8 protein-coding genes and 1 pseudogene are annotated in these 13,543 nt (G+C 58.3%); 5 read left to right on the plus strand and 4 right to left on the minus strand.

Annotated elements, in window-relative coordinates; genetic code table 11:
• Positions 1-132 precede the first annotated feature (132 nt).
• From PM3016_RS12095 to PM3016_RS12105, 3 genes are all read left to right on the plus strand, one after another.
• The gene (locus PM3016_RS12095) at positions 133-3,384 is read left to right on the plus strand and encodes a carbohydrate binding domain-containing protein (protein ID WP_014369668.1); all 3,252 of its coding nucleotides are present in this window, start codon (positions 133-135) and stop codon (positions 3,382-3,384) included.
• A gap of 217 nt (positions 3,385-3,601) precedes the next feature.
• Positions 3,602-4,933: a diguanylate cyclase gene (locus PM3016_RS12100; RefSeq protein ID WP_013915852.1), complete on the plus strand. Its 1,332-nt coding sequence runs from the start codon at positions 3,602-3,604 to the stop codon at positions 4,931-4,933.
• On the plus strand, positions 4,930-6,171 hold the full coding sequence (locus PM3016_RS12105; RefSeq protein WP_013915853.1) for an extracellular solute-binding protein: 1,242 nt from the start codon (positions 4,930-4,932) through the stop codon (positions 6,169-6,171). The genes PM3016_RS12100 and PM3016_RS12105 overlap by 4 nt, the downstream gene beginning before the upstream one ends.
• Before the next feature lie 57 nt (positions 6,172-6,228).
• On the opposite strand, the pseudogene PM3016_RS38120 reads toward PM3016_RS12105, so the two are convergent.
• From PM3016_RS38120 to PM3016_RS12120, 4 genes and pseudogenes are all read right to left on the minus strand, one after another.
• A pseudogene (locus PM3016_RS38120) lies at positions 6,229-6,368 on the minus strand (IS3 family transposase); the annotation flags it as partial.
• A gap of 50 nt (positions 6,369-6,418) precedes the next feature.
• Positions 6,419-6,820: a VOC family protein gene (locus PM3016_RS12110; protein WP_013915854.1), complete on the minus strand. Its 402-nt coding sequence runs from the start codon at positions 6,818-6,820 to the stop codon at positions 6,419-6,421.
• A 213-nt stretch (positions 6,821-7,033) separates the two neighbouring features.
• Positions 7,034-8,206: an extracellular solute-binding protein gene (locus PM3016_RS12115; protein ID WP_014369669.1), complete on the minus strand. Its 1,173-nt coding sequence runs from the start codon at positions 8,204-8,206 to the stop codon at positions 7,034-7,036.
• A gap of 27 nt (positions 8,207-8,233) precedes the next feature.
• Positions 8,234-9,928 (minus strand): methyl-accepting chemotaxis protein, encoded by a 1,695-nt coding sequence (locus PM3016_RS12120; RefSeq protein WP_013915857.1) that lies wholly within the window; start codon positions 9,926-9,928, stop codon positions 8,234-8,236.
• Between the two features lie 349 nt (positions 9,929-10,277).
• On the opposite strand from PM3016_RS12120, the gene PM3016_RS12125 reads away from it, so the two are divergent.
• Together PM3016_RS12125 and PM3016_RS12130 are read left to right on the plus strand one after the other, a co-directional pair.
• On the plus strand, positions 10,278-12,032 hold the full coding sequence (locus PM3016_RS12125; protein WP_013915858.1) for a sensor histidine kinase: 1,755 nt from the start codon (positions 10,278-10,280) through the stop codon (positions 12,030-12,032).
• On the plus strand, positions 12,007-13,410 hold the full coding sequence (locus PM3016_RS12130; RefSeq protein WP_013915859.1) for a helix-turn-helix domain-containing protein: 1,404 nt from the start codon (positions 12,007-12,009) through the stop codon (positions 13,408-13,410). The genes PM3016_RS12125 and PM3016_RS12130 overlap by 26 nt, the downstream gene beginning before the upstream one ends.
• The last annotated feature ends 133 nt before the right edge of the window (positions 13,411-13,543 follow it).

The following is a 13,543-nucleotide window of genomic DNA, read 5'->3' on the forward strand; positions in this document are numbered from 1 at the left end:
TAATCTCTGTCGATGAAATTCCTTAGGCCCATGAGCTCCAGATATAGAAGGGAGGCGAATTCAACCCCGGAAAACCGCCAGAGCGATAAGATGGATCAGCCAAGCGAGAATCATGAAGGAGGCAAGTGCTGTATGGCAAGAAGATGGGTATCGGCTTTGCTCAGCTTGACGGTATGCGGCTCGCTGCTGCCGGGAGGACCCCTGGGCCTGGAGAAGGCCGGGGCGGCAGCCACAGCAACAGTGTATTATTACACCCCTTATACGAATTGGAGTAAGGTCAACATTCACCACAATGCAAGCGGCAGCTGGACGACCGTACCGGGCACGCCGATGGATGCGGCCTGCACGAATTGGACCGGCAAAACCGTCGAGATCGCCGGGACCTCGTTCCAGGCCGTATTCACGAACGGATCCGGGGCCTGGGACAACAATGGAGGCAGCAATTATACGATGGGAGCCGGAGTCCATCAGGTGAAGGACGGCAAGCTGCTGGCCGGTGCCGGCAGTCCGTGCAATACGGTGGGCGATACAACCCCTCCGAGCGTGCCGGCCGGGCTGACGCTGGGAACGGTGACGTCTTCCTCGATCGCCATCTCGTGGACCGCCTCAACCGATAATCCGGGCGGGAGCGGAGTGGCCGGTTACGATGTGTACCGGAACGGTACGCTGATCAAGGCCGGTGTGACCGCCGCTACCTTCACGGACACCGGCCTCACCGCTGCAACGACTTACACCTATACGATCACCGCCAAGGATGCCCTCGGGAATGTCTCTGCTCCGTCGGCTGCTCTGCAGGCCGCAACATCTACTGCGGGCGGAGGCAATCGGGCCGAGGTCTATTACTACACGAAGACGCGCGGCTGGACCAGCGTCAATCTTCACTATATGCCGGCGGGCGGCAGCTGGACGACCGCGCCGGGCGTGCCGATGAACGAGACGGCCTGCGCCGATTGGACGAAGAAAACGGTGGAGCTCGGGACGGCGGCCAGCCTCAAAGCGGCATTCAACAATGGCTCCGTATGGGATAACAGCAGCGGGAGCGACTACAGCCTGGGTACCGGACTGACCACCGTGAAGGACGGTACCGTTACCGCGAATGCGGCCAATCCCTGCGTGCAGCTGCCCCCGGATGTGACGGCACCGTCGGTTCCGCAGAATGTGAAGGCGGCGGCGGACGGCCTGCGGATCACCCTCACCTGGGACGCCTCTGCCGATAATGCGGGCGGCAGCGGCCTGGCCGGCTACGAAATCACCAGAACCGGCGGCACGCAGGGCACCCAAGTGTTCACGGCAACCTCGAATGCTTACACCGATAGCGGACTGGAAGCCAAGACGCCGTACACCTACACGGTCAAGGCGTTCGACAAGGCGAGTCCGGCGAACAAGTCGGCCGCCGGCACGGCTGTAACGGCGACCACAGGCGACGCGCCGCCGCCTGCGCCGGGCGGCACACCGATCGGTACGGATATGCGGGAGGACTCCATCTATTTCGTGATGACCGCCCGTTTCTATGATGGGGACGCCTCCAATAACCGGGGAGGCTCGGCGCATGTCACGAGCGGCAACGCTGCGAACAACGACCCGATGTTCCGCGGCGACTTCAAGGGGCTGATCCAGAAGCTCGATTACATCAAGGCGCTCGGCTTTTCCGCCATCTGGATTACGCCGGTGGTGCTGAACCGCTCGGATTATGACTACCACGGCTACCACGGCTGGGATTTTTACCGTATCGATCCCCGTCTGGAGTCTCCGGGAGCCTCTTATCAGGATCTGATCAATGCGGCCCACAACAAGGGCATCAAGATCATTCAGGATGTCGTGTACAACCACTCCAGCCGCTGGGGGGAGAAGAACCTCTTCGCTCCGAAGGTGTACGGCATCCGCGACAGCCAGTGGAGCTGGTACTACGATGAGCCGCAGGCCGGCGCCGAGTACAACGGCCTGAACGTCAATGCCGGCGGCAAGCCGTATAACGGGGACCTGTGGTCCACGGCCGAGCCGGCAGGCAACACCTGCCGGAACTGGGGAGTGCCGACAGGGGCGACGAGCAAGGAAGGCTACCGCCTCTACAACTGCCAGTGGCCGAACCCGACCTCCGGCATGTTCCCCGCGAACCTGTACCATCAGTGCTGGATCGGCAACTGGGAGGGCGAGGATTCCCGCAGCTGCTGGATTCACGAGGACCTCGCCGACTTTAATACGGAATCGAAGCCGGTGCAGGACTTCCTGAAGGATGTCTACCGCAGGTACATCGATATGGGCGTGGACGGCTTCCGGATCGATACGGCCGTGCATATCCCGCGGACCACATGGAACCGCCACTTCCTGCCGGACGCGCAGAACCATGCCGTCTCGAAGTTCGGCGAGAAGGGCAAGAACTTCTTCATGTTCGGTGAGGTGGGAGCCTTCGTCAACGACAAGTGGAACCGGGGCTCGGTCAATCATTCGGCCCAGTTCTTCACCTGGAAGGAGCGCAAGGAATACAGTGCGGACGATGCCTCGGCCGCCCTCGAGATGTACAGCTATGAGAACAATCTCGGCACCGCCAACCAGCCGACATCGGACAATGCGTTCCTCCGGGGCAACGCATATCACACGCCGGACCACAGCAAGGCATCGGGCATGAATGTCATCGATATGCGGATGCACATGAATTTTGCCGATGCGGGCAATGCCTTCTGGAACGGCAAGGACTCCGATGACAGCTACAACGATGCGACCTACAACGTCGTCTATGTCGACAGCCACGACTATGGTCCGAACAAGTCCTCCTCCCGCTACACCGGGGGCACCGCAGCCTGGGCCGAGAACATGAGCCTGATGTGGACCTTCCGCGGAATTCCGACGCTCTACTACGGCTCGGAGATCGAATTCCAGGCGGGCAAGCCGATCGACTGCGGGCCGACGTGCCCGCTGGCGACGACCGGCCGCGCCTACTTCGGCGACAAGATCGAAGGCTCCGTCACCGCCGCCGACTTCGGTAAAGTCGCGTCGGCTTCAGGCACGGTAGCCGAGACGCTGAATTCGCCGCTTGTGAAGCACCTGCAGCGGCTGAACCAGATCCGCCGCGCGATCCCGGCCCTGCAGAAGGGCCAGTATTCAACCGAAGGCGTCGAGGGGCACATCGCTTACAAGCGCCGCTATACGGACACGGCGAAGGGCATCGACAGCTTCGCGCTGATTACGGTCAGCGCGTCGGCCGCCTTCAGCGGGATTCCGAACGGCACGTACAAGGATGCGGTTACCGGCGATGTCAAGACCGTCACCGACGGCAAGCTCACCGCTTCCGTCTCGGGTCAGGGCAACCTGCGCGTATATGTGCTCGATCTGCCGGGCAATCCGGCACCGGGCAAGATCGGCGAAGCGGGGCCTTACCTGAAGTAGGAGGAATCCGGCCGCAGACCGTTCTACTTGATATAAGGAAGCCGCTTAGCTTAAGCGTGCTGTACCAACCGTCTCTCCCCGGCGAATCCTGGCCTGGCGGGGAGCCGGTTTTTCTCATGTGCAGGCAGGTGTGCTTTTTGGTACAGACTAAAATGAAATATTGGGAAATAATAAAGGAAATGCCTGCTAACCGCATGGATCTCCGGGGGACTGCACCATGGTTTTCACACTCCGCAAGAAATTGTATGTCAGCTTTTTGGCCATCATCGTGCTGTTCGTGATAACGGTTATTCTGTCTACCGTCCTTACCCAGCGGATCGTCCATCTCACGAATGAAACGCTGGCGACGGAGAAACGGCTGGAGGTCCTGCAGCGGCTGAATCTGTTCGCCAGAACAGCCAATGACAACGGGGCTCATTACCTGCTCGCTCCCCTGTATGTCGAGGAGGATTTCAAGTCCCAGTTCGATGCGAGCGTCCAGTATGTCGAAGAAGAGATGAGCCTGCTGGAGTCCATGACCGCTGATCCGGATGGGAAGGCCCAGATTGCGCGCTTCAAGGAACGCTGGACCGCCTTCGCCCGCAGCAAGCAAAAAATTATGGCGCTCAAAAAGCAGGGGGAAGTCCGGGGAGCACAGGAGAGCTATACCAAAGACAGCTTTGATCCGGTGGCGTTCTCCCTGCACTCGTTCTTCAAGGCGGAGCAGTCGAGGATCGAACAGTACAACAGCGACATTCAGCGCAGCGGCCGGACCATCCAATGGGTGAACTATACCATGGGCTCTTCAGCCATCGTCCTGTCGATCCTGATTGCGTTCCTTCTCTCCAACTACCTCATCCGCCGCATCCGTCTGCTGAGACGCTCCGCGCAGACCGTGGCCGAAGGCAATCTGCAGGTTGCGGATCTTCACTTCAAAGGGCAGGATGAACTCCAGGAATTGGCGGAGGCCTTCAACCGGATGACGCACTCCCTGCGTACGGTGATTCATTCGAACCAGTTTCTCCAGCACCTCTCCACCCGGGACGGATTGACGGGAATTGCGAACCGGCGGTGCTATGACGAAACGATGGAGCGGGAGTGGAAGCGCCTCTCTGAGTTCTCCAGGCCGATCTCACTGATTCTGTTCGATATCGATTATTTCAAACGGTATAACGACCGGTACGGACATCAGGCGGGAGACGAATGCCTAAGGGAGGTGGCGGGGATTCTGCAGAGGTCCGTCGGTCCGGGGGACCTGGCTGCACGCTACGGAGGGGAGGAGTTCGTTGTGCTGCTGCCGGATCAGGAGGAGGAGGAAGCGGTCCGGACGGCCGAGCGGTTCCGGCAGGCGCTTGCCCGGCGCGGTATTCCGCATGAGCTCTCGGAAGTAAGCGGGAGTGTCACGGTGAGCATAGGGATCGCTTCCGCGACGGCTTCGGATACGGGGAATCCGGGGAGCTTGCTGCAGGAAGCGGATCAGGCGCTGTACGAAGCCAAGCGCAGCGGAAGAAACGGGATCTGCAGCCATCGCGGGATGCACTCCCGCAGCGAGGGGGAGGTTCCGTTATGACCCGAAAATCAGCCTTATGTGCGGTACTCTCCGGGCTGCTGCTAACGGCTTCTTGTTCAGGCGGGGAAAAAGAGGGGGAGCGGGTATCGCTGACCTTCTGGACGACCACGTCCCCTGCAGAGACAAAGTTCTTCCAGAAGCGGATCGATGCGTATGTCCGGGAGCACCCGCAGATTCAAGTGACCATGAAGCAGCGCGCTTTTCCTTTTGCCACTAACGAATTCAAGACCGCGGTACTGGGCGACCAGCCGGTAGACATCTTCCGTGCCGACCATACGTGGATCGCCGAGTACGCCGAACTGGATATCGTCTATCCGTTGGACGACCTTGCTCCCTCTTCCCGTTGGGTCGGCTATATTCCATCCGCCTTGGAGTCCTCGAGGTACAGAGGGCAGCTCTATGGACTTCCTTCCGTCACGGAAGTTCCCGCACTCCTGTACAACAAGCGGCTGCTGGCCGAAGCCGGGTTCACGGGCCCTCCCGCGACCATGGATGAGCTGCTTGCGATGGCGAAAGCGATGACGGTGAGCGGCCGGTACGGTTTGTACGTGTCGGAGGATTCTTACTTTGCCCTGCCCTATCTGTGGGCCTTCGGGGGCGGCATGGTGTCGGAAGACCGCCGAATCGAGATTGCCTCCGTGGATTCGCAGCGGGCGCTCGAATTCATGGTGAGGCTACGGCGCGAGGGAGTGACCCAGCCCTACCCGGACTTCGCGGATTGGTACGGCCGGATGATGAAGGACTTCGCGGAAGAGGGCAAAGCGGCGATGATCATCAACGGGCCTTGGGCGATGGGGGATATTCTCAAGGGCAAAGTCTTTCAGCGGGGAGATCAGCTGGGGATTGCCGCGGTTCCGAAGGGACCCAAAGGGCAGGGCTCTCCGGTAGGGGGGCACAGTCTGGTTATCAACAAATACACCAAGCACCCCAAAGAAAGCCTGGAGCTGATCGCCTACCTGACCGGCACCGAAACGCAGGTGCTTCAGAGCATGGAATTCAAGACCCTGCCTACAAAGTCCGCCGCTTATGAGGATGAAAGACTGGCTCAGGACGCGATGGTCCAGGGCTTCAAGGCGCAGCTGGATACGGCGAGGCCCCGGCCGATGATTCCGGAAGGCGCCAGGCTGTTCATGGACTTCACCCCGAATCTGAATGCGATGCTGCTCGGGAAGCAGTCGGTGCAGGAGGGCGTGCGGAACATCGAGACTTCGTGGAAGAATCTGCTGGGGAACCGGTAGGGATTGGCAAAGAGCCGAAGAGGGGACTGACCCCTGGTTTTGAGACAGGGATCAAATGGCATTATCAGCGGGCGTACCTTTACGGGACATGCTCATGGTAATGCCATTTCCTTTTACCGCCTCCTGATACGAAAACGTAGCGTGTCCAGCACAAACGCTGTGTCCTGTGTATCTCCGATCGTTGAAGCAATAGCCTCACACATAGACATGGAATGCTCTGAGTGACTTCGACGGTTCGAAAATGGCCTTACACAGGATTCACCGCGAAAATGGAATGAATATTTCCCTCGGGATCGCCGAAGAAGCCAGTCGTATGACCCCAAGACTTGATTTGTGGCGCGGTGACGTCAATGGCACCCTTCGAAACGAATTCATCGTACAATGCGTAGACTTGATCTGGCGAATCACATTGAAAATTAAGTTCGATGGCTTGTCCTCTGCGGCTTTCCCTGAAAGAAGGATAACCGTTGGTATTCTCCGCCATCAGCGATTTAGAGCAAATGGCCAATCTTACTCCTGAATTACTGAATTCTACGTAATGCTCCTCTTCTATAAGAATAGTAAATCCCAGCACATCCTGGTAAAACCGGGCCAATCGAGCCACATCGTCAGCAAGCAGTGTAAGCCCTTCCAATTTCACGTTCTTCATTGGTACCCCACCTCCATCTTGAGTGTAGCATATTACAAATCGATTTTATATTTTATCATCGGGGGAAAAATGAAACTGCTTGATAGAGAGCTGCAATGGCAAAAAGCCGTGAGGGAGAAACCCGTCACGGCTTATCTGTATCTCGCAATCACCGGTCAAGCTTAAGCATATCCCGCCAAGCGGTCTCGATATTCTTCGCGCCTTCTTCGGCGGTCAGCTTGCCCATAAGAATCTGGCCGAGATTCGGCGTGAAATCGGAGAACATCTGCGAGCCTTCCGGAATGAGCGGACGCGCTTTGGCCGCGTCGAGCTGCTTTTTGAAGCCCTGCACAATGGCATCGCCCGAGAGGGCGGCATCTTGGTACGGGCTCCTCGTGCCGGCAGCGTTTTAAGCTCTTTGGCCTGCAGCAGCTGGGTCTCGGCGCTCGTCAGGTAGCGGCTCAGCTCGTACGCTTCCTTCGGATGCTTGCTATACTTGGAGACGACCATGCTGTGGCCGCCGGCCGGAGAGCCTTGGCCCTTGGGTCCCTTCGGAATCGCAGTGATTCCGAGATTGCCCGCATCCTTGAATTCCGCCCCGGTCAAGAGGTCGGCCACGGCCCACGGGCCGTTGAGGATCATGGCCGAGCGGCCTTCCTTGAAGTCGCCCATCATGGTGTTGTAGGCTTCCTTGAAGTCCGGGTTCGGCTGGGCGACCTTGTCCGCTTTCAGCTTCTGCATGAACGCCAGCCCTTGTACCGAATCACCCGAGGCGATCCCGACCTTTCGGTCGTCCGTAATCGTCTCTCCGCCGAAGGCCCAGAGATAAGGGAGGGCAAAGTAGGAATCATCGGAGACGAAGATGCCGTATCTGCCGCCGGCCGTCATCGCTTTGGCCATGCTGTAGAGCTCGTCCATGCTCTCAGGAGGGGCAGAGAAGCCGGCCTCCTGCAGGATCCGCTTGTTATACAGCAGCGCCGGCGCTTCCATCACGGACGGGAGTCCGTACAGATGCTCCTTGTACTGCACGGAGCGCAGGGCGGTGGGGTTGAAGTCCGCTTTGTCCTCTTCGGTTAGGAAGGAGTCCAATGGATACAATAAGTTCAAATCGGCAAATTCAGGCACCCAGGAATTGTCCGCACGCATAAGATCCAGCGGCTGGTCACCAAGCAGCGCCGTCTTGAAGCTGTTCGATGCGGCGCCGAAGCTCACGTCGAGCGTCGTTACCTTGATGTTCGGGTGCTCCTGCTCGAATGCGGCGATCCGCGATTTGATGAACTCGGCCTCTTTGCCTTCAAACGTACTTAGGAAGGTCAGAGATACAGAGTCTTCCTTCGATGCTCCCGAGCAGGCGCTGAAAAGAAGGACACTGGCAAGACCAAGAATGGATAATGGAAGTTTATTCACGTTGTATTCACCTTCGATCCTTTGGGATTATAACCGGAACTTGCCGATCAGGGATTTGAGTTCATCGGCCAGGGAGGCCAAAGCACTGGACGAAGCGCTGATCTCTTCCATGGAAGCGAGCTGCTCTTCGGTGGAAGCAGCCACGCTCTGGGTGCCGGATGAATTTTCTTCGGCGATCCGTGAGATCACGGAGATGCCTGACACGACCTCTTCCGTGTCCGTCATGATATTGGCTGTAGACGTCGTCACGCCATGGATGTCGTGCTCGACTTGGCGGATCAGCTCCAGAATACCTTCAAAGGAATCTCCCGCCACCTCGATCAGCTGAATTCCCTTCTGAACCTCAAGCGTACCATGTTCCATTTCTGCCGCGGCGGTGCTCGCTTCCTGTTGGATGCCTGCGATCAGACCGTGGATCTGGTCTGCGGATACCCGGGACTGCTCAGCCAGCTTGCGTACTTCCTGGGCGACCACGGAGAAGCCGCGGCCCTGTTCGCCGGCCCGTGCCGCTTCAATCGCCGCATTCAGGGCGAGCAGATCGGTCTGCGACGAAATTTCAAGAATCAGCTTGGTGGCATTCCCGATCTGGACCGCCTGCTTCTGCAGGCCTTGGATAACCTCGGCCAGCTTGCCGTTGCTGTTCTCAATGACTCTCACCTGCCGGATGGCGTTGGTGAGGTCATTCTTGCCCTGCACGGCGGTATTCGATGTGTTCGTCACAGTCTGCAGGACAGCCTGACCGTTAGCCGTAATCTCCTGCACTTTATCTGCGAGCCGGTTAATCGTCGACAGGTTCTGTCCGACCTGGGAGGCTTGGCGCTCGGTGCCGTCCGTGATCTCCTGCATGATCGAAGCAATGTGCTCCGTCGCCTGGCTCGTCTGCTCCGCGCTGGCCTGCAGCTGGGCGGAGGAGGCGGCAACCTGCAGCGAGACTTGATCGGCACTGCCGATGACCGAGCGCAGCGAGGCCGTCATCGTATTGAAGGCGGAGGCCAGTTCGGTCAGCTCGTCGCGCCCTTTGAACCGCAGCTCCTGCACCTTCAGATTCCCTTCCGCTACAGCGCCAGCGGATTCGATCAGAAGACGGGTGCGGGTGATCAAGTATCTGGAAAGCAGGAAGGCGATGGCGGCGGACAGCACAATGGCTGTGCCCACCAGCAGGTAATTCACCAGCTGGACACGCTGGTTCGTGCTTTGAATGTCCGTCTCGTACTGCTCAATATGGGCTTGCTCGCCCTTGAGGAAAGCGAGCAGGGAGAAGGCGATGGGATCGAACGAATCCTTGGAATAGCGCTCTTGAGCCGCGGACCAGGTGATTTCCTTTTTGTCCGCCTGCTCCATCAGCTTCTTCTTGTCGGCAATGGCGGCGGACCACTTGGCGGCAAACTGGTCGATCTGCTCCAGGCTCTCCGGATCCGTTGTGATCTCCCGGAGGCGGACAAGCTCCTTGTCCAGGAACTGTACGGTTTCGTCGAATCGGGATTTGAAGCCCCCCTTGAGGTGATCGGGAGCCAGCAGGTAATGTGCACCGTTATCGTTCGCGGTTCTGGCGAACAGGTTCAGCCGCTGCACGACCTCCATCCGCTTCTGGGAAGCGAGAATTTCGCCGGTCAGCCCGGAGACACGCTTGTTCATCACCGTGGTGACGCTGACGGTAATGAGGAACAGGGCGATGATCGCGAAGAAGCTGAGCAGCAGTCTGGTTCGAAGTCGAAAAGCCAATTGGATAACCCCCGGTCTTGAAGTATGTAAAGAACCCGACCGTCATGCGGTAAAATCCATGAGCATGGGAGACGCCTGGACGATGAGGGCCGGATTTGCTTTAGTCTTTGTTATCGACAGGCGGACCGGATTAATGTAGGAGTTGGTGAAAGAAAAATGCTGGGTGCGGATCGGAGCTAGCTTTATATATCTGGATTAAAGGATAATTGAAACCGGTTTCCACTCCTGTGACTCTCTGTCACCCGTACTCTGAATCCCTTGAAAGCGAAACGTCATCCTACATGTCAAGCCATTGTCACAAGAAAGGGCGGTGCGTTATGCTCTAGGAAACGAGGGGAGAGGACGACACTTGAAACTGCAGATGCATCATCTCATGCCGAAGACCCTGAAGATGCGGCTCATCCTCAACCTGATCTTAAGCACGTCGGTTCCGCTGGTCCTGATCGCTGTCATGACTTATTCCTCGTTTTATTCCATTCTGGAGAACAAGATTTCCAGCGGGGTTCAGGCGAACTTGAAGCAGGAAGCGCTCGGACTTGAGAATACGCTGACCAACCTCAGCTATGCGTCCAAGCAGCTGGCCGGCGACGAGCGGATCCGCGAGCAGCTCCGGATCTATCTATCTGATGCCCCTGCGGCGCAGCGGGCCGAAGCGCTCAAGGAGGTCCGGTACAGTCTCAGTATGGTGAACTTTACGAATCCGGATATCGGGCTGAACTTTTATTATTTCCCGGAGCAAGCGCAGCCGATTCTGTTCGAGAACCTGACCGTGGCTCCGGGCTTCTCCCTGGAGGGCCGGCAGCCGCTCATGTTCTATAACGGGGCGAACTTCTACGGACCGCATCCGTCGGCTCATGCGAAGGGAAGCACGGTCTTCTCCATCGTCCGGCACGTGGAGGTAGAGAAGAACAAGTACGGCTATGTCTACGTCGAGTCGAATTTCAATCTCCTCAAGAAGCTCATGAGTCCGGAGCAGTACGGAATGCCGGTAGCTCACGTGCTGCGTAACGAGAAGGGCGAGGTGCTGTTCGCGGAGAGCGGGACGGAGGGAACCGCAGGAGAAAGGGAGGCTCCGGCTGAAGCTGCGGCTGTTGCGGAGGCCCCCGAGAAGCTGACCGTATTCACCCACCGCAGTGAGCAGGGCTGGGAGCTGCAGGTCGCCATCCGCCAATCCGAATACAACAAGGAGATCAACGACTGGATGCGGCGGCTGCTGCTCATCGTCTGCGGGTCTCTGTTCCTGAGCATTCTGACGGCGTTCTCGATCTGGAGGCTGGTGTACCGGCCGCTCACCCGGATGAACCAGGAGATCTCCCATATCGTGCAGTCGAAGGACCGGAGAATCCGGTTCACGGATATCAAGGAATTCGACGATTCCCTTCACAACATTGCCGAGATGCGGCAGCAGATCTTCGACCTCATCGACCGGATAGAGGCGGACGAGAAGCGCAAGCGGCAGCTCGAGATCGAGAAGCTGCTCGTGCAGATCAATCCGCACTTCCTGCACAACACGCTGAACAGCGTCCAGTGGATGGCCCGGGCGAACAAGCAGCCGGACATCGACCGGATTGTGACGCTGCTGATCAAGGTGCTGCACTACAATATGGGGAAACAGAGCATGATCGTTACGGTGGAGAAGGAGCTGGAGGCGCTGCGGCATTACATTGACCTGCAGAGCATGCGTTATGACTATGAATTCCAGGTCGTGACGAACGTGGACCCGCAGCTGCTGCTGGTTCCTCTGCCCCGGTTCGTGCTTCAGCCGCTTGTGGAGAATGCCATCTATTATGGCAGCGGAAGCGGGGACACGGCGATCGAGATCGAGATCCTGTCCCCGAACGGGAGGGACATGCTGGTGAGGGTAACGGACCATGGAGAAGGTATGGACCCGCACAGGCTGGAGGAGATCATGGAAGGCTCCGCGAACCGGAAGCAGGGGCTTGGCATCGGGCTGCCGTATGTCAAAGGGCTGCTGGACGAGGTGTACGGGGACGAGTCCGAATTCCGGATCACCAGCACACCGGGCGAAGGAACAAGCATCATGATGAAAATACCGATCTGGCGAGAGGAGGCCGTCCATGCTGAACGCAATCATCGCGGATGACGAGAAGCTGGTCCGCAAAGGGTTCATTTCGGTTATCGATTGGGAGAAATTCGGCATCTCCTTGGTCGGGGAAGCTGCCAATGCCAAGGAAGCGTTAATTCTCCTGCAGCAGCACCACGTCGACCTGCTCATTACGGATATCACCATGCCGGGCATGTCCGGCTTCGATCTCATTCGGGAAGCGCGGATGCTCTATCCGAGATTATGGTCGGTAGTACTGACCTGCCACCACGAGTTCGACTATGTCCAGGAGGCCCTTCGTCTCGGGGCCGTGGATTATATCGTGAAGACGCTGCTCGATGTAGAAGAGATCGATGTCGTTATGAAGCGCATAACGGACCGGATCGCCCTGGAGCGGCAGCGGTTCGGTGTGGAGGTTGAGCATCCGGGAGCGTCGGAGACTCCATCATACACGCTCGCTCTCCAGGCAGGGACAAATGGGCCGACGCCTGCAGACCTTCGCTTATCCATGTTCGAACCGGCAAAGGAGGCGGGCCCGGGCCTATGGATTGTACCGCTGCCCGGCGTGAAGTCCTGGAGCGATGTGGAGGAGCTGCTTCTCCCCCTGCGTCATTATCCGTGGTGCATGGCGGCGATGCGGGATGACGAGCCCATGGGTACAAAAAAGACCGGAGAGCAGCGGGAGTCAGCCTGCGTGTCCTCGTATTTATTTTTCGAATCCCGGGCGGGGGCGGCTCCGCTCCGGCTGACGCCCGGGGATCTGTCCCACTGGGAAGCGTCCCGTGTGATCGGGCGGGAGGGGCTGACCGAGTGGAAGGAGCGCTGGCTGGACAGCCGCTGGATCTTCCATGAAGGTGAGTACGGCAAGCTCCTTCAAGCTCTGGAGAGCTCGCTGTTCACGGCCGGTTTGTTCCGTGAGTGGGCTGCAGCTCATTTTGCCCAGTGGGAGGGGATCTTTCATGCGGCGGAGGATCACCCGGAGTATATCCGCCGGTTCGGGGATGCGGTGCGGTGGAGTGAGGTGAAGGAGTGGGTGTCGATCTACCGGAACGAAGTGAGGCAGAGAATCCAGGGGAAGTTCGCCTTCTCGGAGGGTGTGGTGCTGTCCCTGCTTGCGGCCGTCAAGTATGTCCAAGCCAACATGGGCAGCGATGTCAACCAGAATGAGGTGGCGAAGCATGTCAATATGAGCCGCAGTTATTTCAGCCAGTGCTTCAAGAGCTTCATGCCCTTATCCTTTGGCGGTTTCTTGAGACATACCCGGCTCGAGAAAGCCAAAGAACTGCTGCGAGCAGGGGAGCTTCCCGTGTACCGGATCGCGGAGACGGTAGGGTTTCAGGATGAGAAATACTTCTCGAGGGTGTTCCGGGAGCATACGGGCAGCCTGCCCAGCGAGTACAGGGAACGGGAGGGGTGAAAATGGTTCGGCGGCGTAGGAAAATGGTTCACTCACGGGGGACGGAATTCGCGCAGGAGGAGATGGATTTCCATCCCGGTTATGGCGGCTCCAGTGCTATCATCAAGGCAAGGGACAGATCAGAGAAGAAAAG

Source organism: Paenibacillus mucilaginosus 3016 (genome assembly GCF_000250655.1).
Taxonomy (GTDB): domain Bacteria; phylum Bacillota; class Bacilli; order Paenibacillales; family NBRC-103111; genus Paenibacillus_G; species Paenibacillus_G mucilaginosus.

What these genes read in the sequence shown, in the direction of transcription:
- PM3016_RS12095 (WP_014369668.1), top strand. Translation starts at nt 133, where the DNA reads ATGGCAAGAAGATGGGTATCGGCTTTGCTCAGCTTGACGGTATGCGGC.
- PM3016_RS12100 (WP_013915852.1), top strand. Translation starts at nt 3,602, where the DNA reads ATGGTTTTCACACTCCGCAAGAAATTGTATGTCAGCTTTTTGGCCATC.
- PM3016_RS12105 (WP_013915853.1), top strand. Translation starts at nt 4,930, where the DNA reads ATGACCCGAAAATCAGCCTTATGTGCGGTACTCTCCGGGCTGCTGCTA.
- PM3016_RS12110 (WP_013915854.1), bottom strand. Translation starts at nt 6,820, where the DNA reads ATGAAGAACGTGAAATTGGAAGGGCTTACACTGCTTGCTGACGATGTG.
- PM3016_RS12130 (WP_013915859.1), top strand. Translation starts at nt 12,007, where the DNA reads ATGCTGAACGCAATCATCGCGGATGACGAGAAGCTGGTCCGCAAAGGG.